The following is a 24,292-nucleotide window of genomic DNA, read 5'->3' on the forward strand; positions in this document are numbered from 1 at the left end:
CGGCCGCGCCTGAGGCGCTTAGGGCACGGTGATTTCAAAGGGTCCAACCGGTTGGCCGGCGCGGTCGAAGAGGTTGACGGTCGGGCTGTCGGCCCAGGCGTAGCGGACGCGCGTCACGGGCTTGCCGTCGCCGATGATCACGACCTGATCGCCGGAAGCCTTGGCGTTGGCGTAGCGACAGGAGCCAGTCGCTGCACACAGCTCAAAACCGATGGCGGCATCGGCGCCGAGCATGGTCAGGCTGTCCGAGACGTCCGCGAAGGAGAGCGTCGCCCCGCCGCCGGCGTCGCGGAGCGCCGAGCGAATCCGAGGACCCGACGGCGAGACAGCCTCCTGATAGGCCAGGGCGCGCAGGGCTCGGGCGGTCCGTCGGCCCACCTCTTGCTTTTCTCCCGGATGGATGTCGAGGCGATCGCCCAGATCGAGGGTCACCACGACCGCAGCGCGCCTATCGGTTTCGGCGACGCGACGCTGGATATCGCGCAAATGCGCCCAGCCGCTTTCGGTGGGGGCCGAAGCGGTCGCCCCATAGGCCGACAGCTGGATGATCGCGAAGGGCAGGTCGGGCGCGCCGAACTGCGCTCGCCAATCGGCCATCATCGCCGCGAGCCGGCGATCATAGCCTGGCAGGTCGGTGTCGGACTCGCCCTGGTACCAGGCCACGCCGCGGAGCGCGGTCTCGCCCAGGGGTGCAATCATGGCGTTGTAGAGCGTGCCCGCGCCGTTGATGTCGTCCCAGGGCGCGCGGGGCGCGTTGGACTTGGGCCGGCCGCCCAGCGCGTATCGCCACCCGGCGTCCAACGGGAGTATGGAGCCATCGTCGAAGCGCAGGCGCATCTCACTGGCGGGACCCGTCATGCCGCCTTCGGCATAGACGTTGTCGACATTGACAGTGATGACATTGCGGCCTTCGACCAACACGCCTGGGGCCACCCGGTAGCGGCGCTGCGCGCTGGCGATGCTGCCGCCCCCGATCGGAGCGCCGTTGACCCAAGTCCGATCCGCGTCGTCGATCGCGCCCAAAGCCAGGACAGCGCCTTGACGGGCCTGGGCGGCGGTCAGGTCAATCTCCTTCTTGAACCAGACCATGCCGACATAGTCGGACAGCGCCACCACGCCCCAGCGGGTGAAATAGCCGACGCCGGGCGCCGCGCGCCAGTCCAGGCGGCCGTCCGCACGCCAGGGCTCATCGGTGGATTGAACCCGCGCCTGGGTTCGCCACCAGCTTTCCCACGCCGCGCCGGCCTGGGCGTCGCCGGCGGCCGCGTCGCGGTTGTAGAGGGCCAGCGTCTGGGCTTCGGGCTTCATGCCGGCGGCGGCAAGCCCTTCGGGCGCCATCCAGGCTGAAATGCGCGATCCGCCCCAACTGGCGTGGATCAATCCGATCGGGGCCTTGACGGTCTTGCGTAGAGCCTGGCCGGTGTAGAAGCAGACGGCGGAGAACCTGGCGATCGACTGCGGCGTCGCCGCCGTCCAGACCGGCGGCGTCTCGAAGCGGGCCCGCGGCGCCGTGGCCGTCTGCTTGGCTACGGTCAGAAGCCGCAAATCGGCGTCGGCCGCCCCCGCGATCTGAAAACTGTTCTGGGCCTGCTCTGCCGCGAGTTCCATATTGCTTTGGCCCGAACAGAGAAAGACGTCGCCGATCATCAGGTCATCGACGAACAACTGGCCGCTCTGCGCGGAGACCAGCATCTGATACGGGCCACCAGCGGGCAGGGGCGGCAGGATCAAGCGAAACCGCCCTTGGCTATCGGCTGTGGCGCGGGCCGATCGGCCGGCCAGGACAACGCTGACGGTTTCGCCCGCGCGCGCCTGGCCCGTCACAACGAGCGGCTGGTCGCGCTGCAGCACGGCGTGCTCGCCGATCGCCCCATCCAACCTCGGCGCGGCCAGGCTCGCTGTCGATAGGCTCAGGCCAATAATCAGGCTGCTCAGGAAAATCCGCATCGTCATCCAGTCGGTCTCGGTTGGGGCAGTTGGGTTGGCTTCAGGCCGCGCCACAACTCGGCGGCCAAGGCGTTGACGGGAGGCTATTTTGGCACCGCAACGGCTTCATCGACCGAAACGTCGGCCGACTCGCCCGGGAGGCCGGTGTCGGGCTGTCCCGAGCCGACGCTGATGCGGTAGCGTCCCACAGCGACCCGCCTCCTGCCGTCGAGATCGACCGAGCTGAGGTCACGTGGCGAGAGCGTGAAGATGAGTTCGCGAGTCTCGCCCGGCTTGAGCGCCACGCGTTGGAAGCCTCGCAGGGCCAGGCGAGGCGTGCCGGGCGTCTGGGGGAAACTCAGATAGAGTTGCGCCACCTCGTCGCCGGGGTGGCCCCCCGTGTTTCGAAGGGTTGTCGTCACCCGCAGGCCCTGGCCCGCGCCCCCGGCCGCCGGCTCCAGTTTGAGAGGACTATAGGCGAACGCCGTGTAGCTGAGCCCGTAGCCGAACGGATACACGGGCGCGCCGGCGAAATAGCGGTAGGTTCGCCCAGCCATCGCATAGTCATCGAAGGATGGCAGATCGCTGACCGAACGATAGAAGGTCAGCGGCAGGCGCCCGGCCGGATTGATCTTGCCGGACAGGACATTGGCGATCGCCAAACCGCCGGACTGGCCAGGGTACCAGGCCTCCAACAGAGCCGAGGCGTTGTCCTTGGCCCAGGCGAAGTTCAGAGGGCTGCCGTTCAGGGCCACGACGATCAGCGGCTTGCCTAGGGTCTTGGCCTGCTCCAACAAGGCCTGCTGGTCGGCGGGCAGGTCGAGCGTCGTCTTGTCGCCGCCCTTGAAGCCGGGGATTTCGACCGGCGATTCCTCGGCCTCCAGATCGGAGGTCAGCCCCACGACCGCCACCAGCACGTCGGCCTTGGCCGCGGCGGCGTCGAGTTCGGCGGATGGATTGGTGGAGATACGCTTCCACACCAGACTGACACCGGACAGGACGTGGGATTCGGAAACCACCTCGATCGGATAGCGACGGCCCTTTTCCAGGCTCAGGGTCTTCATCGTCGGCAAGCTGCCCCAACCGGCCTTGCGAAGATCGGCGAACGGCTTGCCGTCTAGAGTCATTTCTCCGTTGAAACCGCTCAGGCCGAGGCGGTAGGTCCCACTCTCGGGCGGGACCAAATAGCCCGTCCAGATTACGCGGTGGTGGTCCGACACCGTCGCCAGATCCAGGCTGCGCGCCGCGACGTCCGCCTCCACGCGCGTGACCACGGGCTGCTCGGCATAGCGCATCTTTGCGACGGCCTCGCCGAATGCGCCCGGCGCGAAGCGCATGGGTGGCGGCTCGACGGTGTTGAAATAGCGCGCCAACAGGCCCGGCTTGCCGTCGGGCGTACGCAAGGCCGTGGCCGGAACGCGGTCGCCGTCGGTGAACGAGGCCCCGAACGGCGCGTAGCTGACCTGCGCCGAAGGCATGGCGCGTCGCAAACCCTCGACGACCGAAATCGGCGGGGCTGATAAGGACGAGGAATAGTTGCCGCGCAGCACCCGCGTGGCGTCGCCCAAGGGGCCGATCACCGCGATGCGCAGGCCAGGCTTGAGCGGAAGGACACCGTCGTTCTTCAGCAGGACGAGGCTCTTCTCGCTCGCCGCCAAGGCCAGCGCCTCGTGTTCGGACGTCAAGACGGTCGTGCTCGCGGATGTACGCGAAGCGCTGGCCGGGGCGGCCGGGAGATCGCCAATCCGGAACCGAGCCGAGAACAGACGCACCAGCGACCTGTCGATGTCGGCCACGGTGATCAGGCCACGATCCAAAGCCTCGCGATACCGGCCCGCCAGACCGTCCGTGTCGGTCAAGGTCGCGCCGTTGCACTCGTTATCGACGCCGGCTCGCATGGCCGCGGCGACGGCGGTGGCCGCGTCGGGCGCGTATTTGTGATGGTCGCTGATGTCCTTGACCGCGTCGCAGTCGGACACGACATAACCGCTAAAGCCCCAGGCTCCGCGCAGATGCTCCTTGAGCAGAAGATCGCTCGCGCAGGCCGGCTGCCCGTCGATCCGGTTGTAAGCGCACATCACCGACCCGGCGCGCGCCTCGACGATCGCGGCGCGGAAAGCGGGCAGGTAGGTATCTTCGAGATCGTGGCGGGAGACGAAGACATTGGCGCTGTGTCGGGTCGACTCCGGGCCGCTATGAACCGCGAAGTGCTTGGGCGTGGCGATAACACGTGGGCGCTCAGGGTCCGGACCCTGAATACCCTCTACGAACGCCACGCCCATCCGCGCCGTCAGGAACGGATCCTCGCCATAGGTCTCCTGGCCCCGGCCCCAGCGCGGATCGCGGAAGATGTTGATGTTGGGCGACCATGTGTCCAGGCCCGTGCCGATGCGCCCCATGCGGCCGGTCTCGCGCGCCAGGGCGTGCAGGCCTTGAACCTCGGTTCCAATCGCGCTGGCGACATCCTGGATCATGGCGGGATCAAAGGTCGCCGCCAAGCCGATGGGTTCGGGAAAGTTGGTGGTGGGCAGGGGCCCCAAGGCCCCGTGCAGCGACTCGGTCCACCAGTTGTAGGCCGGAATTTCCAGCCGCGGGATGGCCGGCGCGGTGTTGAGCAGTTGTTCGAGCTTTTCATCGCGCGTCATCTCGCTGACCAACGCGGTCGCCGCGCGATCAGCCTGGGTGCTCACGGCGGAGGTCGGGGAGAGGGTCTGCTCGACGGGGCCTGCGTCAGCGCTAGACGCAACGACCAAGACCGATGCGACGAACGTCCCGGCAGCGGCCATGGTCCATCGTCGGCGCGTGGCCTCCGGCACTCTGTTTCGCATCTAGGCCGCCCTAATATCACTTATCCGGCTAGATCGCCTTGAGGCGACACGCCGTTTGTTATGGCTGTCTCACGAGCAGTACGCTGCCGGTCAGTCACCGCTCGACGCCCATGGGCGGCGTACGGAGCAGACCGTAGCGTCGAGCGATTGACAGGCCTTTATTTGCCGGACAAATGGTAACGCTAACAAGCTGGGATGTGCAAGAGCGACATCGCGCGATGTGGGAGGTTTGAATGAGGGTTAGCGAGACGCGTGACCCGCGCCGTCACCGAGGTCCGACCCGCGCCCTGCGTCCGATGATCATGGCCCTGCTGCTGGCCCTGCCAGGGATGGCCGACGCTCAGATGGCGACTAGTGCGCCACCGACCGCGACGGCCTGAAGCTGGACGCGGCCAAGCTTCACGCGGCGATGGACCGCTACGGCATCGCCAACAGCTTCGAGATCTATCCTGGCGACCATACCAGCGACGTGGCAGTGCGGTTCCAGGAGCACGTTCTGCCGTTCTTCAGCAAAAATCTGGTGTTCAAGGGCCGTTAAGCCAGCCCAAACCCGTTTCCAGGATTGGTCATGATGTTTGTTCGTCTCGTCGCTGCGGCCCTGATCGCGCTGTTCGCCACGCACGCCGCGACCGCCGCCGCCGATCCGCTCGCCGCCTCCGGACGCTGGAGCGCCTATCAGCGTGGCGCGGCGCGCACCCCGCCAATGGGTTGGAACAGCTGGAACGCCTTTACCAGCGACATCGACGAGGAAAAGATCATGGGCTCGGCTCAGATCCTCGTCGATGCGGGTCTGGTGGCCAAGGGCTATCGCTATGTCGATATTGACGACGGCTGGTGGCTCAAGCGCCGGGCCGCCGATGGCCGGATGCTGATCCGCGCCGACCGCTTTCCTTCGGCGGCGACGCTGAACGGCGACACCACCTTTCGCCCCCTGACGAACCGTCTGCACGCCATGGGGCTGAAGGCGGGTATCTATTCCGATATCGGCCGCAACAGCTGCGGTCAGGTCTTCACCTCGACCTTTCCCAACCAACCCGAGGGGACGGTGGCCGAGCGGGAGGTCGGGCTCTACGGTCACGTCGATCAGGATATCGCACTGTACTTCGAAGAATGGGGCTTTGACCTGATCAAGGTCGATGGCTGTGGCATTCGCGGCCTGCCCGCCAGCCATCCGCAGGTGAAGGCCGGCCTCTACCGCGCCCTGGAGCCGCTAGTCGATGCGGACTCGCTGGGCAGAACCAATGTCGGGGCGGTGCGCGCCCTCTATGGCGAGGTCGGCGCGGCGCTGGATCGTCACAACCCGGATGGCGACTTTGTCTATTCGATCTGCATCTGGGGCGCGGCCGACGTCCGCGCCTGGGCCAAGGACGTCGGGGCGATGTCGCGCACCAGCGAGGACATTTCGCCCAATTGGAGCCGCATGCTGCACAACATTGACAGCGTGGCGCGGCGCCCGCTCTACGCTCATCCAGGATCGTGGAACGATCCGGATATGCTCTATGTCGGGAGCGGCGACTTCGACGAGAACCATCTCACCGAAGCGCGGTCGCACTTCGCGCTGTGGGCGATGGTCAATGCGCCGCTGATCATCGGCTATGATCTGCGCAAGGCGTCCAAGGCTTTGCTCGACATCCTTGGCGCGCCCCGGCTTATCGCCATCAACCAAGATGTCGCCGGCAACCAGGCCGTGCTGGCCTTCGACTCCGACGACGTCAGCATCTTCGTCAAGACATTGGTCAGCGGCGACAAGGCCGTGGCGATCCTCAACCGGACTTCCGCGCCCATCGAGGCGACGCTGACCGCAGCTCACCTGAAGTTCCTGGCCGACGCCGATGTCGATCTCACCGATCTCTGGTCCGGCGAGGCGCTCGCCTTTCGTGGCGAGCGAAAATTCCAGCTGCAGCCGCGCGAGACGCGAGTTTTCACCGCCCATGGTGCGCGGATCCTCGCCGACGGCGTCTATCTTTCCGAAAGCCCTGGGCTGGTGAATCCGGCCGTGGATGGCGTCGTCATTCCCGAGGCCGAGCCCTTGATCCATCGCGGGCTTCTCCCGTGGCGCGGCACCCGAGGGACCGGGGAGCCGCCGCGCTATGGCGGCTGGGGCGGAGCCCAGGCTGACAGCACGCCCTATGGCCAGGAACTGGCCGTCGCTGGCCGAAAGTTCGTCGCCGGGATCGGCGTGCTGGGCAATTCGCGGCTGGAGGTCCGCAACCCCGGCTTCAAGCGCTTCAACGCAACTGTCGGGCTGGACGATTCGGCGCGCGATCGCAGCCAGCCCGTCACGTTCGAGGTCTATGGCGACGGCAAGCTCCTGGCGCGCTCGGCCCCGTTACGCTTTGGAGCCGCAGCCACGCCGCTTAGCGCCGATGTCGGTGGGGTCAAGCTGATCGAGCTGGTGGCGCGCACGCCCCAGGCCGCGCGCTTCCCCGATCCGGTGACCTGGGGCGACGCGGCCTTGACCGGCTCCGATGCGCGCTGAGCAGGAAAGGCCGTGGCCAGAACCATCAGCACGTTGATCTCGGCGATCGCCGGCTTGCTGTTGCTTGCCTGCGCCGGAAACGTGCAAGCCCAGGTTTGGCGCGCCGACGGCGATTCAGGAACCTATCAGAACCCCCCGCTCAATGCCGACTATCCCGATCCCGACATCATCCGGGTGGGTGAGGATTTCTATTTCGCCTCCACCACCTTCGTGAACGCCCCGGGCTTGACGATCCTCCATTCCAAGGATCTCGTGAATTGGGACATCATCGGCCACGTCATGCCGCGCCTCGAGGGGAATCCGAAATACGACCTCAGCGGCGGCGGCGACTACCGGCATGGGGTGTTCGCGCCTAGCCTGCGCCACCATAACGGCCGCTTCTACATCGCTGTCACGCCGGTAGGACACAACACACGCGTCTATTCGGCCACTGACATTCGCGGGCCTTGGCGCGTGCATGAACTTGACCGCGAAGCCTTCGACCCAGGCCTGTTCTTCGATACCGATGGCAAGGCCTTCATCGTGACCTCGGTCGGCTCGGATGGCACGGTGCGGCTTCTGAGCCTGAACGCCGGCCTTACCGCCGTGACCGCCGAGCAAACCGTTCATTACATCCAGGGGGCCGAAGGCTCCAAGCTGATCCGGCGCGGCGCATGGTACTATCTGTTCAACGCCATCCCCCGGCGTCTAGCCTTGACGGTGTCGCGGGCCAGGAGCCTGGCAGGTCCGTGGGAGACCCGTGACCAGATCGACGACACCACCGGAGGCCATCAGGGCGCGCTAGTCGATCTTCCCGACGGCGGTTGGTACGGCTTTGTCATGCGCGACGCCGGCGCAATTGGCCGCGTCACCAATATCAGCCCGGTGTTCTGGCAAGACGACTGGCCGGTCTGGGGCACGCCCGCCGCGCCCGGACGGGTTCCCGACCGCGCCCCCAAGCCTATTCCGGGGAGGCCGTTCGTCGAGCCGCCCAGCTCGGATGACTTCACGGGGCGCTCACTGGGGCGCCAATGGCAGTGGAACCATAATCCACAGGACAGCCGCTGGTCGCTCGGCGAGCGGCCCGGCTTTCTCCGTCTGAAGACCACAACCAGCCCGGATTTCTGGGCGGCGAGAAACACCCTGGTCCAGAAAGGGCAGGGGCCTCGAAGCCGAGGCGTCGTCAAACTCGATGTTCGCGCCCTGGCGCCGGGTGATGTTTGCGGCTTCGGCGCCTTTGGGAAGTTCTCGAACCAACTGGTGGTGACGGGCGCGGGAAATGGCCAAGGCGCCTTGAGCGCGCGGGTGGTCGAAAGCACGGAGGCTGGGGCCAAGACCACGCCGCTGAGCGAGGCGCGGCCGATCCCGCTGCGTGATCTGTGGCTCTCGGTCGACATGGACTTCACCACGGACAAGGCAGCCTTGGCCTACAGCCTCGACGGTCGCGCCTGGACGGAGATGCCCGGCGATTTCCCGTTGGCCTTCGCCTGGCGCACTGGCACCTTTCAGGGTGAACAGTTTAGCCTCTTCTGCTTCAATCCAAGCGGCGGCGAGGGGCGGATGGATATCGACAGCTTCACGCTCGCTCGGCCTGAATCCTCGAACCGATGACGCCGCCGCTACATCGCCGAGCGTGTGTCCTCCAACGCAAGCTCGACAAGCGCGAGCATGGCCGCGCCCGCAGCGTCAGGATTTCCGGCGACGATCGCGTCACAGACCCTAGCGTGGTCTGGGATCGGATCGCGGGGGAGGCCCCGGGTGCGTTGCTTGAATTCGGTGGTCCAACTAACGGAGGCCCCGATGCTGGCGCTCAGCGCCATCATTGCGTTGTTGTGGGTGGCGCCCAGCAAAGCGTCGTGGAAGGCTCGGTCGGCGGCCCTGCCAGCTTCGGTGGCCAAGGTGTGGCGACGCATCTTGGCCAGGGCGTCCCTCAACGCCTTGATATCGTTATTGTCGCGACGCTCAGCGGCGAACCGCGCGGCGGCTGGCTCGACCACGGCCCGCAGTTCGAAGAGATCGCGGACGAACGCCACGTCGGGTTCGGCGGAAAACGCCCAAGCCAGCACCGCCGGGTCGAGGATATTCCAGCGGCTGCGCGGCAGCACCCGCGTGCCGGCCTTTGGGCGGCTTTCCAAGAGGCCTTTGGCTGTCAACACCTGCACCGCTTCACGATAGGCGCTGCGCGACACGTCGAGCGCTTCGGCGTTGGCGATCTCTCCGGTCAACTTGTCGCCCGGCGCGATTTGGCCGGAGACAATCGCCGTGCCGCGATAGTGGGCTACAGCGCCGCGAAGGCGACGCCCAGAGCCTCGAGCCGACCGCGCGATCGGTGTGTCGTTCGGCTCGTCCGACGTCATGGGCGTGATGCTCTTCAGATACTTGCGCGCCCCCATAAGCTCAAGCGCGCGAGCCTTGGCAAGTTTATCGGATCGACCCATTCGCAGCCGTGCTGTGGCCGGTTCGGCCGGAAGTTGAGCTTGATTGATTAGCGGGAGCGAGCGCCAAGCGCGATACGAAAAATCCCGCCGTGAGGCCGGATTTCGCTCCAGGGCCAGGGCTGGCTCCCCTCGTGACCAATTCGAACCATGTGTCGCGCGCCGGGCCGCGAGCCCGCGGTCCGGTTCGAGCAAGTCAGGCTGTTCAGCCGCGAAACGGCTGATCCATGATCGCCATGCCGCCCATGGCCGGATCGCTGATGGAGTCGACGCCCATCTCCAGCCGTTCCGCCACGCGGCGCAGGTAGCCGTCGGCTTCGATCGACAGGTCGTACCAGCCGCCGCTGGCCTTGACCCGTAGGTCCTTGCGGATTTCGCGACCCGGGGCCAGCGTCGTCTTCCAGGGGCGGAAGGCAGTCTTGTAGGCGTTGGGCGTGGCGGTCAGGGTCAGGCTGGTCTCGCTGGGGTTGCGCAGGATCAGGCCGACCAGGCCAGCGGTTCTCCTGGCTTCGACTCGCAGGATGGGGTCGGTCTCCGGCGTCGCGCCGATGAAATGGCGGTGAAAGCCGTTGGGACCCAACACCCAGAGATCGTAGGCCCCGGTGGGCCAGACGTCGCTGACGCGTTTGCCCGGCTCGACTGTGTAGCGGCGCGGTGGCTGGTCCAGCCGCAGGCGGTCATAGACATGGAGCACCGTTGCCTGTGAGCCGTCATTGGCCAGGATCAGTCCCATGCGACCGTCCCGCGCGCCCTCGTCTATCCGCGGGGCATAGGGCAGGGCGCGCGAGGGGCGAGGGCCTGTGGCCTGGGTCGGGACCGCCGGCGCGACCGGTGTCGGCGGAACGGTGGTGTCCTTGAGCGCCGCGGCGCGGTCGGCCAAAGCCCTTGTGGTCGGCAAGGCCTTGACGAAGGGGGCGTTATTCGGAGTCTTGAAGTCGAAGGCGGTGGTCAGGTCGCCGCAAACCGCCCGTCGCCAAGGCGAGATGTTGGGTTCTGTCACTCCGAACCGCGTTTCCAGGAAGCGGATCACCGAGGTGTGGTCGAAGACCTGAGAATTTACCCAGCCGCCCCGGCTCCACGGCGACAGCACATACAGCGGAACCCGGGGGCCAAGCCCGTAGGGACGTCCCATCAACGCGTCGCGCTCGGCCTTGGCCTCGGTTGGGTTGCGCACCAGATGATATTCACCGGCGGTGTCGACCGTCGAGTCGCCCAGAACCGTTCCGTCCGCCGCCTTCGAGGGCGGGGCGGGCGGCGGGACGTGGTCGAAGAAGCCGTCGTTCTCGTCGAACATCACCAGCAGCACGGTCCGCGCCCAGACCTTGGGATCGGCGGTCAGGGCGTCGATCACCCGGGCGGTGTAGTCAGCGCCCTGGGCCGGGCTGGAGGGACTGGGATGCTCGGAATCTGCCGCCGGCGCCACGATATACGACACCTGCGGCAAGGTTCCGGCCAGGACGTCTTCCCGCAGGCCGTCCAGCTTGCGGGTCGACAACGCCAGGGCCTTCAGCCTTGGGTCTGACCCGGGAAGGGCGTCATGGCTGTCACGATAGGCCTTGAATCCGGCCGTCGGGTTGTCGGTGAAATTGTCAGCCATGTCCTGGTAGATGCGCCAGGTCACGCCGGCCGCCAGCAGCCGCTCGGCATAGGTCGTCCAGCGATAGGGATCGGCCGCCCCGCCGTCGGCGACGAAGCTGTCGTGGCTGTTGGAGATCGAGGGGCCGCCGAGCTGACCGGACGGATCGTTGGTGGCTGTCCACAGGAACAGACGGTTGGTGTTGGTGCCGGTCTGGGTCGAACAGTGATAGGCGTCGCAGAGCGTGAAGGCGTCGGCCATCGCGTACTGGAACGGAATGTCCTCGCGGCGGTAATAGCCCATGGCGCGCTCGGTCTTGGCGGCCGGCCAGCGGTTCATGCGACCTTCGTTCCAGGCCGCCTGGGCGTCGCACCAACTGTGGGGCGTACCCTCAACCCGCATGTGGGCGAAGGTTGCGAGGGTGTCCAACGGGAAGGGCGAGACTAGCGGCGGTCCGCCCTGCGCCGTGTCGTTGACCTGGGTCCAGACCGTCTTGTGGTGCAAACCCGAACTGTCGGGCAAGGGAATCGGGAAGCGATCTCCAAAGCCTCGGACACCATTCATCACGCCGAAATAGTGATCGAACGCGCGGTTCTCCTGCATCAGGATCACCACGTGCTCCACGTCTTTCAGGGAGCCAGCGCGCACGTCCGCGTCGATGGCCAGAGCTTTGGCGACAGCGGGCGGCAAGGCCAAGGCGGCGGTCGCCGAGAGCAGGAAGGCGCGACGATCAACTGGGGGCATGGAAAATTCCGGAAGGTGTGTGGTTCTCAGTGTCTAGCCACGCCTGATGTCGTTGAGGCGACAGAACGAGACGGTCGAAGGCGATTCTGCGCTTTAGGGGCCGCATGGTGACCCGCGGTCAGGCGATGGCTGAATTCTATCCCGCCGCCAAGTTTCGCTCCGGCATATGGCGGCAAGAAATCGCCCGGATGCTCCGCTCAGACTCGGACGTCGAGATCACCTGGCTCGCCCGCTGTCGACGTTGCGTGAGTTCGTATTGGTATAGTCCAAATGGGCACTATCGCTGGTATGCGGTATAAGCCACTCGGGGATCCCAGTCTTTTCGGACGCCCAGACGCGCCTCGCCGCCAAGTTTTAACCTGCGGCACGGCGCGCCATGCTGTCGCCGGTCTTTAATTGCTCGGCCATTACTCTTGTCACTGCTGATGTTTATACGGGCCGCGCAAATTTCCTGCGCTCCGGACAGGGAACTGTCACGCAGATGTCGCCGCAAGCTGCTTAAGTTTCCTGGTCCATACCAGTTGGGGCGGGGAACACTCATGTCGAAGCAATATCCTGTTCGGGCCATGTGCCCGAACCGCAAGAACTTTTGGCTGGCCACCGTTTCGGCGCTGGTCGTCAGCGCCAGTTCGTCGCTCGCGCTCGCGCAGCAGGCCTCCGGCGCGTTGGCCGCCAGTGATCTGGTCGATGAGGTGGTCGTCACGGGCTTTCGCAAGTCGCTGAGCGATGCGCGGGCCTTCAAGCGGGACTCGGTCATCCAGAAGGACGCGATCGTCGCCGAGGACATGGCGAAGTTCCCCGACCTGAACCTGGCCGAGTCGTTGCAGCGCCTGCCGGGCGTGCAGATCACCCGTGAGGCGGGCGAGGGCCGGCGCATTTCACTGCGCGGTCTCGGCCCCGATTTCAGCCGCGTGCAGCTTAACGGCATGGAAGTGCTGGGCAATGTCGACTCCGCCCAGGACAGCCGTGGCCAGCGCTCGCGCGACCGGGCCTTCGACTTCAACATCTTCGCCTCGGAACTGTTCTCGAAGGTGGAGGTCGAGAAGACCTTCGAGGCGGCCCAGAACGAGGGCGGCATGGCCGGCACGGTGGGCCTGTTCACCGGCAAGCCCTTCGACTACGCGTCGGGGACCAAGGGCGCGGTGTCGCTGAAGCTGGGCACCAACGAATATACCAAGGATACGCAACCCCGCGTCGCCGCGCTGTTCAGCCGTAACTGGGACAACAAGTTCGGCGTGGCGGTCTCGGTCGCCTATTCCAAGCGCGAAACCTCGGAACAGGGCCACAACACCTATACTCCCGCTCACCTGGGCAAGACGGAAATCGTCAAGGGCGTCGCGGAGGGCGACGCGGTGGACCTGGTGAAGGGCGGCCTGGACATCTCGCATCTGAGCGCCGCCAAACAGGCCCGGTTCATGGCCGGCGACCTCTATTTCGCCAACGGCAACCGCATCTCCTCCTGGGACGCCAAGCAGGAACGTCTCGGCCTGACCGCCGCCGTGCAATGGCGCCCGATGGACAATCTGCTGTTCACCCTAGATGCGCTGCACGGCGAGTTCACCACCCACCGCGACGAGTACCACCTGGCCACCCGGCCGATCAAAGGGTTCAGCTCAACCACCCTGGACACCCCGGCCGGCGGCACGGTCTGGCCCGCCGCCTTCCAGAAGGGGTCGGTGCTCAACGACTTTGATGTCGACAGCAATGGCTACGTCACCAAGACCGACGTCACCGGCACGACCTTCGGCAGCGAGCACCGCCGGTCGCTGAACGAGAACCGCTTCAACCAGCTGGCCTTGACCGGCAAGTGGGATGCGTCCGATCGCCTGTCGATCGACGGCCATGTCGGCTACGAGAAGTCCACCTACAAGACCCCCTATGACGACAAACTCTACATGCGGGCCAAGGGCAACCTGATCGCCAACTATGGCGCCGACGGCCAATCGGCGTCGTTCAGCTATCCGGGCTGGGATCCGACCAACCCAGCCAATTACGCGATGGATTCGTTCTATTATCGCGGTTTCAATAACCACTCGGAATTGCGCGAGGGCGTGCTGAACGCACGCTATGAACTGACCGACGCGCTGACGGTGCGCGCGGGGATCGCCTACCACAAGTTCACCCAGGGCGGCCGGGACCTCTTCTATGACGACAACGTCAACGGAACGCGGTCCAAGACGCGCGGCACGTCCGTGGCCGATATCAGCTCGGTGTTCACCAACAACGCCGGGTCGTGGCTGGTGGGCGACTACGCCAAGGCCTTCGCCAAGTACAAGGAATACCACCGCTTCGGACCCAATACCGATGGGACAGGCGGCGCGTTGCAGGACATCGAGAATGTCTACGAAACCAGCGAGGAAACCATCTCCGAATACGTGCAGGCCGACTGGGACAGCGAACTGTTCGGCAAGCGCTTCCGCGGCAATATCGGCCTGCGCGGCTACAGCACCGACACCCACAGCACCGGCTGGATCCAGGGCGACAGCTACGCCTATCTCGGCACGACGGACGTGAAAGGCAGCTATGAAGGCGTTCTGCCGGCCCTGAACACGGTGCTGGACCTGACGCCCGAAGTGCTGGTGCGCTTCTCGGCCACCCAGAATCTGAACCGTCCGAGCCTGGGCTCGATGGCGGCCAAGGGCAGCGCGTTCCAGGATGAGGATAACGGCGAGATCACCGCGTCGCGCGGCAATCCCGACCTCAAGCCCTTCAAAGACACCACGCTGGACCTGTCGGTGGAATACTATTTCGGCAAGTCAGGCCTGCTTTCAGCGGGTGTGTTCCGCAAGGACATCACGAACTTCATCACGTCCAATACCCTGCACAACGTCCCCTTTAGCGAGACGGGGGTACCCTACAGCACGATCCCGGGTGCAACGGGCAGCACCATCGTCACCGATTTCGACGTTCCAACCAACAGTTCGGACAAAGTGAAGCTGACCGGCGTCGAATTCGTGGCGCAAGGTCAGTTCTCGTTCCTGCCTGAGCCCTTCGATAAACTAGGCGGTGTGGCGAACTATACCTATGTGAATTCCAACACGGATCTCACCGGTATTTCCAAGTCCAACTACAATATTACCCTCTATTATGAAACCGATCGTTGGGGCGCCCGCGGTTCATTGAGCCACCGCACCCGCTGGTACACCGGCTATAACAGCGATGTCATGAGCGCCGACACGCGAGGCTTCGAGGGGTCTACCTATGTGGACGCCTCGGCCTTCTTCAACATCAACGACAAGCTCCAGGTGTCGTTGGACGCCGTCAATCTGACCAATGAGAAGGACACCCAGTTCTGGGGGCAGAACCGCTATCTCTATAACCAGAACCAGAGCGGTCGGACCTACATGATGGGGCTCAGCTACAAGTTCTAAGACGACCTAGACCCAGCGCCCCCTCTCCAGGGAGGGGGCGTTTTTCCGTGTGTCCAGAAACATGATCATTTCTCACCGCCACCGTTTCATCTTCGCCGCCGTACCCAAGACCGGCACCCACTCCGTGCGGCAAGCCTTGCGCGAGCAACTGGGCGACGAGGACGTCGAGCAGGTGGGGCTGTTCGTCGACAAGCGGTTCCCTTGGGAGGACCTGGCGGCGATCCGGCATGGTCACCTGTCGCTGCGGCAGGTGCGCCCGTATCTCGGCGAGGAGGTCTTCAGCGGCTATTTCAAGTTCGCCTTCGTGCGCAACCCGTTCGATCGTTTCGTCTCGTACTGCGCCTTCATGCTGCGGGGCGGCGATGACTTCCAGCGTCGACCGCGCGACATGATGCGCCACTTTCTTTTCGAAGAAGCTCCGGAGGGCCATGTCCTGTTCCAGCCACAGGCTTCGCTGCTGGTGGGCGAGGACGGCGAGACCTTGCTGACCGACATGGTCGGTCGCGTCGAGAACATGCAGGGGGCGTATGACGCGATCTGCGCGCGCCTCGGCATCGCCAACCGGCCCCTCGACCGCGTCAACGGCAGCCAGCGCGGCGACTATCGGCCCTATTATGACCAGACCCTGATCGACGGCGTCGCCGCGCGCTATGCTCAGGACCTGGATCTGTTCGGCTACTCGTTCGAAGGCCTGCGATGAACGCCATTCCGCTCGCGCCCGCCGCCAACCCGCGCAAGACGACGGGCGTCCGCAAGCTTGGCCCGGTCGACATCACCGCGCTGCGGGCGGCCGTGCTGGAGATCCCCGAGGCGGTCTGGGACGCTGAGGACGCTGGCAAGCCTAACAGGTTCCAGGTGCTGGACGTGACGCGCCATATCGTCTTGCGCTTCATCGACAGCCCCCGCGACTGGCGCGGGTCCCACGATCGAGCAGCCTGGCCAGAGTGGCGCGGCCTGCTGGAGCCCGTGCTGGCGCGGGCCGTCCGCGACTACGGCTATGCGCGCGGGGTGTTCCCGCGAGTGATGCTGGCCAGCATGCCCCCGGGCGGGGTGATCCACCCGCACATCGACGCCAATCCGGCGGCGAAGTGGCCGCACAAGATCCACGTGCCGCTATCGACCAACCCTGGGGTGGTGTCGTTCTTCGGCGGCGGCGAACACCATTTTCCGGCGGGCGAGGCGGTGGAGGTCAACAACCTTGGCCCGCATTGGGTGCGCAACGACGGCGAGACCGACCGCGTCCATCTGATCTTCGAGTATTATGACGCCGACCAGCCGGAACCGAGCTGGCTGGAGCCGTTCCTGCTGGCCGGTGCGGCGCGATGAGTTCCAGTGACCGCGACGCCTTGCTGCGGGAGGCCAGGGACCTGCGCGTTCGGCAATGCGTCCCGCAAGCGCTGGCCGCGCTCGCACGCCTGCAGGCGCTGCACCCTCGCTTTAGCCGCCTGTATCAGGAGCGCGGCCACTGCCACGTCGTCCTTGGGAATGCGCCGGCGGCCATCGAGGCGTTGCGAGAGGCCGTGCGCGTCAACCCGACGCTGCCGGCCAGCTGGGACATGCTGGAGCAACTCTATCGCATGCACGGCGACGCCGCCCAGACGGCTACGGCGGCGGGGCATCTGGCCGCGCTGCGCCAGCTGCCTTCCGCAGTGGTCGCCGCCAACAGCCTGTTCGCCGATGGCGATCTCGAACTGGCCGAGGAAGTTATCCGCCGTTACTTGTCCGACGATCATCTCAACGTCGGCGCTCTGCGCCTGCTCGCACGGATACGCCAAGAACGTGGCGATCTCGACGAGGCCGAGGCGATGCTGGAAGCGGCGCTCGAGCGCGCGCCCGACTACAACGCCGCGCGTCTCGACTACGCCATGGTGCTCTTGCAGCGGCAGAAGCACCTGCGGGCGCGGCAGGAGGCCGAAATCCTGCTCGGGCACGACCCGGATAACCGCGACTACCTCAAGCAGTACGGCGCGGCGTGTGTGGGCCTGGGCGACCACGAGCCGGTGATCGATCTCTATGGGACGCTGCTGGCCGGGCCGGTTCAATCGGGAGCGGAAGTCGCCGACCTGCGCCTGTGGCGAGCCAACGCCCTGAAGATCACGGGCCGGCGGGAGGAAGCCATCGCGGACTATCGCGCCTCCCTGGCGGCGCGGCCGGACAACGGCGTGGCCTGGTTCAGCCTCGCCAATCTAAAGACCTATCGCTTCATCGACGACGACATCGCGCGCATGGTCGATGCGGAATCCCAGCCTGCCGTCCAGAACATGGACCGCATCTATCTGTGTTTCGCACTGGGCAAGGCGCTGGAGGACCGGGGAGACCACGCCGCCGCTTGGCGATACTACGAGCGCGGCAATGCGATGCGGCGCACCGCCGGCCGCTATCGCCCCGACGTCGCGGAAGCCTGCGCCCTCCGCTTGAAGCAGGTGTTCACAGCCGATGTCTTCGCCGCGCGCGCTGGCTGGGGCGTGGACGATGCCACGCCTATCTTCATCCTGGGTCTGCCCCGTTCTGGCTCGACCCTGATTGAACAGATCCTGGCCTCCCATTCCTGTGTGGAGGGTACGCACGAACTGACAGAGATCGACCGCTATGTCGGCGAACTTTGCGGTCGCGATCCTGATTGCCGCCTGCCGCTACGCCCCGAGGCGTTGCTAAGCCTGACCGCCGGGGATGTCCGCTTGTTCGGAGAGCGCTTCCTGGCCGAGACCCGCACCTATCGCGGGCTGGGCCGGCCGTTCTTCATCGACAAGATGCCGAACAATTTCTGGCACATCGGCCTGATCCATCTGATGTTTCCACGCGCCACGATCATCGATGTGCGGCGTGAACCGATGGCCTGCGGCTTCAGCAACCTCAAGCAGCTGTTCGGGACCACCAATCAAGAGTTCAGCTATGGCGTCGAGGACATCGCCCGCCACTACCGCGCCTATCTCGACCTCATGCGGCATTGGGACGACGTGCTGCCCGGGCGCGTGCTGAGGGTGCGATACGAGGACCTGGTCGAGGATCTTGAAGGCGGCGTGCGGCGTATGCTCGACCATTGCGGGCTGCCGTTCGAGCCGGCCTGCCTGGCGTTCCACAAGACTCGGCGCAGCGTGCGCACGCCCAGTTCCGAGCAGGTGCGCCAGCCCATCGGCCGGGAGGGGCTGGACCAATGGCGGCATTATGCCCCCTGGCTCTCCCCGCTGCGAGACGCGCTGGGCGACGCCTTGACCCGCTACAGGGACTGACGCATGCGGCTGTCCCAACCCTTCTTTCAGCTCCCGGTGCTCTTTGACGTGGCGCGCCTGCAGGCCGAGGTCGCGGCCTTGCCGGACCAGGCGTGGGCCCCGCACCCCGACCGCCTGCCCGGCAACAGCGCGGCGCTGCTGATCAGCGCCGGCGGCGGGGAGACCGATTCCGTGTACGGACAGATGTTGTCGACGCCCTGGCTGGCGGGCATGCCCTATCTGCGCCAGGTCCTCGCGGGCTTTGGCGTGGTCTGGAGCCGCTCGCGGTTGATGCGCCTCGCGCCGGGTTCGGGCGTGCCCGAGCATGCCGATATCAACTACCACTGGCATACGCGGGTGCGGGTGCACATCCCCATCATCACCTCGCCGCTTGTGCGCTTTCACTGCGACGGGCAAGACGTACACATGGCTGCCGGCGAAGCGTGGATCTTCGACAACTGGCGTCCGCACCATGTCGAGAACAGGGCCAGCGTCGAGCGAATCCATCTCGTTGCGGACACCACCGGCACGGCGGCCTTTTGGCAATTCGCCTGCGGCCAGGCGCCGCCGCGCGCGCAATGGCGGACGGTGACCTGGGACCCCGCGAACAGTTCAAACCTGCTCACCGAGGGCGACCATCGCTCGCCGGTGATGCCCTCCGCCGAGGTACAGCTGTTGATCGACGACCTGCGCGCGGAGCTGACGGTCGCCACCGACACCGTCGAGGCCAAGGCCCGCGCCGCGCGGCTGAGCCTGCTGCTGGAGAGCTTCGTGCTCGACTGGCGCCAGCTCTGCGCGCTGCATGGCGCCGGCGGCCGAGGACGAGCGGAGTTCCTGCGCCTGGCGGGCGCCTTGCATCAGGCCGCCAAGCCGCTCGCCGCCGGGCTGGTCATGCGCTCCAACAAGGCCAGCGCGCTGCTGGTGCTAGAAAAGCGCGTGCTGCAGCACCTGGTCGCGGACGAAGGGTGACGAACTTGGAACAGCATTTCGATCTCGCGGTGGTCGGCGCCGGCGTGGTGGGGCTGGCGCACGCCCTGGCCGCCGTGCGGCTTGGCAAGCGGGTTGTGGTCATCGATCGCGACGCCCAGGCCAACGGCGCCTCGGTGCGCAACTTCGGCTTCGTGACGGTCACGGGCCAGGCGCGGGGCGAGGTCTGGAGACGCGCCCGTCGGTCGGCCGAGGTCTGGAGCGAGATCGCCGGCCCCGCCGAAATCGACGTGCTGCAAAGGGGGCTTACCATGGTCGCCCGCCGTCCCGAGGCCATGGCCGTGCTGGAGGCCTTCCTCGAAACCGAGATGGCCGAGGGCTGCGGCTGGCGCGAGGCCGCCGACCTCGGCGACCGCCTGCCGGGGCAGGGCAAGGTGCTGGGCGCCTTGACCAGCCAGGTCGATCTGCGCGTCGAGTCCCGCACCGCCATCCCCCGCCTGGCGGCCTGGCTGGAGGCCGCACACGCCGTGACTTTCCTGCGCGGCGCCGCCGTGCGCGGCGTCGAGACCGGGCGTCTGGAAACCTCGGTCGGCGTGGTCCATGCCGACGCCATCGTTGTTTGCCCGGGCGATGACCTGGTCACCCTGTTTCCCGAGCGCTTCTCCCGCGCCGAGGTGACGCGGTGCAAGCTACAGATGTTGCGCCTGGCCGATCCCGGCTGGCGCCTGCCCGCGCCGGTGATGTCCGACCTCGGCCTCGTCCGCTATCTAGGCTACGCCGCCCTGCCGCAGGCGGACGCCCTGCGTGCGCGACTGGAAGCCGAGCAAGGCGCGCACCTGCAGCACGGCGTCCACCTGATCGTGGTGCAGAGCGCCGACGGCTCGCTGGTGGTCGGCGACAGCCACCACTATGCCGCCACGCCCGACCCCTTCGCCCGCGACGATGTCGACGCCCTGATCCTGGACGAGTTCGCCCAGGTGTTCGGCCAGGCGTCGCCGCCGGTCCTGGAGCGCTGGACCGGCACCTATGCCTCGGCCGCCGGCCACAGTCTGGTCGAAGCGCCGCTGCCTTGCGTGCGCCTGGTGACCGTGACCAGCGGCACGGGCGCTTCGACCGCCTTCGGGCTGGGCGAGGAGGTTATCGCCGACCTGTACGCACGTCCCCAAGGAGTCATGGCATGATACGCAGTCCCATCCAGGCCGTCGTCTTTGACTGGGCCGGCACGATGATCGACTTTGGGTGTCGCGCGCCGGTCATGGCCTTGCGTGAGGTATTCGGCCAGGCGGGGGTCGAGATTTCCGAGGCCGAGGCGCGGACCGACATGGGCCGGGCCAAGCGCGACCATGTGAGGGCGCTGCTCGCCATGCCGCGCATCGCGGCGCTCTGGACAGAACGCCACGGCGCGGCGTCCGCCGAGGACGACGTCACGCGTCTGCATGACGCGGTGGAGCCGAAGATGCGCGCGGCGGCTCGCGACTGCGCCAGGCTGATCCCTGGCGCGGCCGAGATCGCGGCCGATCTGCGCGCGCGGGGTGCGAAGATCGGCTCGACTACCGGCTACACGCGCCCGATGATGGCCGACATCCTGCCGCTGGCCGCCGAGCAGGGTTACGCGCCCGACGTGGTGGTTTGCGCAGGCGAAACGGCGCAGGGTCGGCCCTCGCCGTTGATGATGTGGAAGGCCCTGGTCGAACTCGGCGCCTGGCCGGGGCGAGCCTGCGTCAAGGTCGATGACGCGGTCGTCGGCATCGGCGAGGGGCTGGAGGTCGGCGCCTGGACGGTCGGCCTGTCGGCCTCGGGCAATGGTGTTGGCCTGGAGCAGGGCGCGTTGGCGATCCTGCCGGACCCCGAACGCACAGCGCGGATCGCGGAGTCCGCGAAGGCGCTGGGTGACGCCGGCGCGCACTATGTGGTCGAAAGCGTAGCCGACCTCGGGCCCGTGCTGGCGGATATCGAGGCGCGAATCCGTCGGGGCGAGGCGCCTCGCTAGCCCACCCTGTTCGCCCGCTCGATCAGATCGCGAAGAAGGTCGTGATAGGTCTCGAAGCCGGCCACCTCGGCCTCGGGCGCCTTGCCGGCTTCGTCGTAGCCGCGCAGCCGCAGGGCGGTCTGCGCCGCAGGATCGGCCAGGAACGCCTCGAGCTCGCCTTCGCTCATCGGGCCGCCTTGCAGGGCCAGGCTCTGCAAGGAGGCCGTGCTGAGGCGCTCATGATAGGCGGGGTCGACGGCCACCCGGTAGCGCTTAGCCGCCACGTGCAGGCGGATCGGCTCGGTCACTTCGGGGCCGAACGCCCGCGCCAGATAGCCGGCGCTAATGTGTTCATGGCGCGTATCGACGCCGCGGTCGGCGGCGTCCTCGCCGGCCTTTTGCATCATGTGGCCGACGTCATGCAGCAGGGCGGCGGCGACCAGGGCCAGCGGCGCGTCGTCGGCCTTGGCGTGATGGGCTGTCTGCAGCGCATGTTCCAACTGGCTGACGTCTTCGCCATAACGGAGGCCGCCGAGTTGGGTGAAGAGGTCGGCAAGTTCGGCCACGAAAGCATCGGCCGCGATAGGAGAGGTCATCGAATATCCGTACTAGGTGTTGGACTGGCTCAGGGCTTGGGCGCGTGGCTCACAGGCGCATGCGGCCGATGCCCGGATCGGTTCGGCTGGCGCGTCCCGTCTCGAAATGGCCGGCCAGGCGCTGGATGAACGCCGGATCGTCCGCCAGGGTCAGGGTCAGGTCGTACCAGTGGTCGCTGCCGCGCAGGTCCCAGACCGAGCGGACCACGCCTTTGGGGGGCAGAACCAAGCTCTGACTAGCTTCACCTTCGGCAAGCGGATAGGCATCGTTCATGAGCGCCGTGACACTGGCCGAGCCGCCTCCGCCGCCGGCGAGGCGCAAGACCAGGCGGGAACGAGCGTCGGCGGCGACCGATACGCTCGGCTGCGATCGCGAGGCGTCGCCAGCGAACCGCCGATAGAAGCCCTGAGGGCCATGGACGGTCAGGTCGTAGGGCCCCGGCGGGCGGCTCGTGCTGTTCCAATGTCCAGCCGCATAGGTTTCGCCGGCCGCCAGGGTAAAGCGCCAGGGACCATCCCGATCGGTGTTGTCGAACACTTGGAAGACCGCGCCCGTGCGTCCCTTATTGACGAGGTCGATCCAGACGCCGCCGTCGCGAACCCGGGCGTCGGCCGACAGCGCATAGGGCAGGGGACGCGCGCCGCGCTGTGGCCCCCCCTGGGTCGAGGCCGTTTGCGTGTCGGGGATCTTCAGGGTGGGGGCGGTCTTGGACCGGGCCACGCGCGCCATGTAGTCAGCGGTCTGCGGTAGGGTCAGGGCCGTCCAATCCTGGTTCGGCGTGGCGAAGTCGAAGGCCGAGGTCAGGTCGCCGCACACCGTTCGGCGCCAGTCGCTGATGTTGTCCTCGCGAACCCCGAAGCGCTTCTCCAGGAACTGCAGCGTCGAGGTGTGGTCGAAGACTTCGGAGCAGACGAAACCGCCCCGGCTCCACGGCGAGACCACGATCGCCGGCACGCGGACGCCCAGGCCCAGCGGATGGGCGCCCTTGTTGACGCCCTTGTCCTGCGGGTTATAGGTTTTGCTCTCGCCGGCCACCGACACGCTGCTCCAGCCCTGCTCGGGCGTCAGCGGCGGCATGGGCGGCTGCATGTGATCGTAGAACCCGCCGGCCTCGTCATAATTGACGATGAACACGGTCTTGGCGAACACCTCCGGATGGTCCACCAGCGCCTTGATCAACTTGGCGCAGACATGTTCGCCCTTTGAGGGCTCGGCCTGCGGGTGTTCGGACAGGTCGGCCGCGGTGACGATCCACGACACTTGCGGAAGGCGGTCTGCAGCGACGTCGGCGCGAAACGCCTCGACCAGTTGCTCCCCGTCCGAACGCGTGCGATCGGCGCCGGTCTTGCCCTCGCTAACCCACGAGCGGCCGCGTTCATAGAGCGGCGAGTTTTTGGCGCAGGGGCGGAACGGCTTGAACACCGACAGGATGTTGTCGCCGAAATTGTCGTACTCTTGATAGACCTTCCAACTGACCCCGGCCGCTTGCAGGCGCTCTGCATAGGTCGTCCAGTCGTGCGGTCCCCGGGCCATGACCTTGTCTGTGGCCATGTCGGCGCTGGGCGTCTCGTCCTCGCCGTAGTTGCTCATCTGCGGATCGCCGCCGACCTTGCCACCGCCGTTGCAGCCCGTCCACAGGTGCAGGCGGTTGGGATAGGTCTGGGTCAGGGTCGAGCAGTGATAGGCGTCGCAGATCGTAAAGGCGCTGGCCAGAGCGTGGTAAAACGGCAGGTCCGAGGCCTTGTAATAGACCATCCGCTTGTGCAACTCGCCCGAGTGACCCCACTGGTCGTAGCGGCCGCCGTTGACGATGGTGACCGCCGCCTGGTGGCCCTGATCCGCGCCGTCGACCGTGTAGGCGTCGGTGATCGAGGCGTCGCCATGGAATGGAGCGACGAAGCCGTCCGGATGTTCGCGGCTAGGTTGGCGCCAGACCGAGGCGCCGCCGGGCAGCCGTTGCGGGCGCGGATCGCCCAGGCCGCGCACGCCGTTCAGCGCCCCGAAATAGTGATCGAACGCCCGGTTCTCCTGCATGAAGATCACCACGTGCTCGACGTCCATGATCGTGCCGGTGCGGTGGCGCGCGGGGATGGCCATGGCCCTGGCGACCGTGGCCGGCAGCAGGCCAGCGGCTCCTGCGGCGGCGGCGCTCACCGCAGAACGCAGGAAAGAGCGGCGGTCGGTCGTCATGGCTCTTCTCCTAATTCGATTTGGTATAGACCAGACAGATCGAGACGGGGACGAAACTTTCG

Annotated in this window: 17 protein-coding genes; 11 read left to right on the forward strand and 6 right to left on the reverse strand. The window is 66.4% G+C overall.

What is annotated here, in order from left to right; all coding sequences use genetic code 11:
- Positions 1–18: 18 nt before the first annotated feature.
- The gene (locus ACP696_RS00665) at positions 19–1,953 is read right to left on the reverse strand and encodes a sialate O-acetylesterase (RefSeq protein WP_426011714.1); all 1,935 of its coding nucleotides are present in this window, start codon (positions 1,951–1,953) and stop codon (positions 19–21) included.
- 77 nt (positions 1,954–2,030) lie between these two features.
- Entirely contained in the window at positions 2,031–4,616 is a 2,586-nt protein-coding gene (locus ACP696_RS00670; protein WP_426011713.1) for a glycoside hydrolase family 3 C-terminal domain-containing protein, read from the reverse strand.
- Between the two features lie 371 nt (positions 4,617–4,987).
- Between ACP696_RS00670 and ACP696_RS00675 the strand changes: the two genes are divergently transcribed.
- Genes ACP696_RS00675 through ACP696_RS00690 form a run of 4 tightly spaced genes read left to right on the forward strand, consistent with a single transcriptional unit; the run spans position 4,988 to position 8,823 of the window.
- On the forward strand, positions 4,988–5,134 hold the full coding sequence (locus tag ACP696_RS00675) for a hypothetical protein (RefSeq protein WP_426011712.1): 147 nt from the start codon (positions 4,988–4,990) through the stop codon (positions 5,132–5,134).
- 29 nt (positions 5,135–5,163) lie between these two features.
- The gene (locus tag ACP696_RS00680; protein ID WP_426011711.1) at positions 5,164–5,292 is read left to right on the forward strand and encodes a hypothetical protein; all 129 of its coding nucleotides are present in this window, start codon (positions 5,164–5,166) and stop codon (positions 5,290–5,292) included.
- A 30-nt stretch (positions 5,293–5,322) separates the two neighbouring features.
- On the forward strand, positions 5,323–7,233 hold the full coding sequence (locus ACP696_RS00685; RefSeq protein WP_426011710.1) for an NPCBM/NEW2 domain-containing protein: 1,911 nt from the start codon (positions 5,323–5,325) through the stop codon (positions 7,231–7,233).
- A gap of 12 nt (positions 7,234–7,245) precedes the next feature.
- Positions 7,246–8,823 carry a glycoside hydrolase family 43 protein gene (locus ACP696_RS00690; RefSeq protein WP_426011709.1) on the forward strand — a complete coding sequence of 526 codons (1,578 nt, stop codon included), beginning with the start codon at positions 7,246–7,248 and terminating at the stop codon, positions 8,821–8,823.
- An 8-nt stretch (positions 8,824–8,831) separates the two neighbouring features.
- On the opposite strand, the gene ACP696_RS00695 is transcribed toward ACP696_RS00690, so the two are convergent.
- Entirely contained in the window at positions 8,832–9,569 is a 738-nt protein-coding gene (locus ACP696_RS00695) for a FadR/GntR family transcriptional regulator (protein WP_426011708.1), read from the reverse strand.
- A 283-nt stretch (positions 9,570–9,852) separates the two neighbouring features.
- Complete coding sequence (locus ACP696_RS00700) at positions 9,853–11,967, reverse strand: phosphocholine-specific phospholipase C (RefSeq protein WP_426011707.1); 2,115 nt, start codon at positions 11,965–11,967, stop codon at positions 9,853–9,855.
- A gap of 539 nt (positions 11,968–12,506) precedes the next feature.
- On the opposite strand from ACP696_RS00700, the gene ACP696_RS00705 reads away from it, so the two are divergent.
- The 7 genes from ACP696_RS00705 to phnX all read left to right on the forward strand — a co-directional run bounded on the left by ACP696_RS00705 (position 12,507) and on the right by phnX (position 21,464).
- Positions 12,507–15,338: a TonB-dependent receptor gene (locus tag ACP696_RS00705; protein ID WP_426011706.1), complete on the forward strand. Its 2,832-nt coding sequence runs from the start codon at positions 12,507–12,509 to the stop codon at positions 15,336–15,338.
- Positions 15,339–15,399: 61 nt separating this feature from the next.
- Positions 15,400–16,038 carry a sulfotransferase family 2 domain-containing protein gene (locus ACP696_RS00710; protein WP_426011705.1) on the forward strand — a complete coding sequence of 213 codons (639 nt, stop codon included), beginning with the start codon at positions 15,400–15,402 and terminating at the stop codon, positions 16,036–16,038.
- On the forward strand, positions 16,035–16,664 hold the full coding sequence (locus ACP696_RS00715; protein ID WP_426011704.1) for an aspartyl/asparaginyl beta-hydroxylase domain-containing protein: 630 nt from the start codon (positions 16,035–16,037) through the stop codon (positions 16,662–16,664). The genes ACP696_RS00710 and ACP696_RS00715 overlap by 4 nt, the downstream gene beginning before the upstream one ends.
- The gene (locus ACP696_RS00720; protein ID WP_426011703.1) at positions 16,661–18,568 is read left to right on the forward strand and encodes a sulfotransferase; all 1,908 of its coding nucleotides are present in this window, start codon (positions 16,661–16,663) and stop codon (positions 18,566–18,568) included. The genes ACP696_RS00715 and ACP696_RS00720 overlap by 4 nt, the downstream gene beginning before the upstream one ends.
- A gap of 3 nt (positions 18,569–18,571) precedes the next feature.
- Positions 18,572–19,516, forward strand: coding sequence for an aspartyl/asparaginyl beta-hydroxylase domain-containing protein (locus ACP696_RS00725; RefSeq protein WP_426011702.1), 945 nt, complete (start codon positions 18,572–18,574; stop codon positions 19,514–19,516).
- A 5-nt stretch (positions 19,517–19,521) separates the two neighbouring features.
- A complete protein-coding gene (locus tag ACP696_RS00730) occupies positions 19,522–20,655 on the forward strand; it encodes a TIGR03364 family FAD-dependent oxidoreductase (protein ID WP_426011701.1) in 1,134 nt (377 codons plus the stop codon).
- Positions 20,652–21,464 carry a phosphonoacetaldehyde hydrolase gene (phnX, locus tag ACP696_RS00735; protein ID WP_426011700.1) on the forward strand — a complete coding sequence of 271 codons (813 nt, stop codon included), beginning with the start codon at positions 20,652–20,654 and terminating at the stop codon, positions 21,462–21,464. The genes ACP696_RS00730 and phnX overlap by 4 nt, the downstream gene beginning before the upstream one ends.
- Here the strand turns inward: phnX and ACP696_RS00740 are convergent.
- Entirely contained in the window at positions 21,461–22,039 is a 579-nt protein-coding gene (locus tag ACP696_RS00740; RefSeq protein WP_426011699.1) for an HD domain-containing protein, read from the reverse strand. The two genes, phnX and ACP696_RS00740, sit on opposite strands and share 4 nt — an antisense overlap.
- Before the next feature lie 49 nt (positions 22,040–22,088).
- Complete coding sequence (locus ACP696_RS00745; protein ID WP_426043361.1) at positions 22,089–24,230, reverse strand: phosphocholine-specific phospholipase C; 2,142 nt, start codon at positions 24,228–24,230, stop codon at positions 22,089–22,091.
- Positions 24,231–24,292: the final 62 nt, after the last annotated feature.

Origin of the sequence: Caulobacter sp. DWR3-1-2, from assembly GCF_049896225.1 — a bacterium.
In the GTDB taxonomy this organism is placed as follows: domain Bacteria; phylum Pseudomonadota; class Alphaproteobacteria; order Caulobacterales; family Caulobacteraceae; genus Caulobacter.

Coding starts and splice junctions, on each gene's coding strand:
- ACP696_RS00665 (WP_426011714.1), bottom strand. CDS start 1,953: ATGACGATGCGGATTTTCCTGAGCAGCCTGATTATTGGCCTGAGCCTA.
- ACP696_RS00675 (WP_426011712.1), top strand. CDS start 4,988: ATGAGGGTTAGCGAGACGCGTGACCCGCGCCGTCACCGAGGTCCGACC.
- ACP696_RS00680 (WP_426011711.1), top strand. CDS start 5,164: ATGGACCGCTACGGCATCGCCAACAGCTTCGAGATCTATCCTGGCGAC.
- ACP696_RS00685 (WP_426011710.1), top strand. CDS start 5,323: ATGATGTTTGTTCGTCTCGTCGCTGCGGCCCTGATCGCGCTGTTCGCC.
- ACP696_RS00695 (WP_426011708.1), bottom strand. CDS start 9,569: ATGACGTCGGACGAGCCGAACGACACACCGATCGCGCGGTCGGCTCGA.
- ACP696_RS00700 (WP_426011707.1), bottom strand. CDS start 11,967: ATGCCCCCAGTTGATCGTCGCGCCTTCCTGCTCTCGGCGACCGCCGCC.
- ACP696_RS00705 (WP_426011706.1), top strand. CDS start 12,507: ATGTCGAAGCAATATCCTGTTCGGGCCATGTGCCCGAACCGCAAGAAC.
- ACP696_RS00710 (WP_426011705.1), top strand. CDS start 15,400: ATGATCATTTCTCACCGCCACCGTTTCATCTTCGCCGCCGTACCCAAG.
- ACP696_RS00715 (WP_426011704.1), top strand. CDS start 16,035: ATGAACGCCATTCCGCTCGCGCCCGCCGCCAACCCGCGCAAGACGACG.
- ACP696_RS00720 (WP_426011703.1), top strand. CDS start 16,661: ATGAGTTCCAGTGACCGCGACGCCTTGCTGCGGGAGGCCAGGGACCTG.
- ACP696_RS00725 (WP_426011702.1), top strand. CDS start 18,572: ATGCGGCTGTCCCAACCCTTCTTTCAGCTCCCGGTGCTCTTTGACGTG.
- phnX (WP_426011700.1), top strand. CDS start 20,652: ATGATACGCAGTCCCATCCAGGCCGTCGTCTTTGACTGGGCCGGCACG.
- ACP696_RS00740 (WP_426011699.1), bottom strand. CDS start 22,039: ATGACCTCTCCTATCGCGGCCGATGCTTTCGTGGCCGAACTTGCCGAC.
- ACP696_RS00745 (WP_426043361.1), bottom strand. CDS start 24,230: ATGACGACCGACCGCCGCTCTTTCCTGCGTTCTGCGGTGAGCGCCGCC.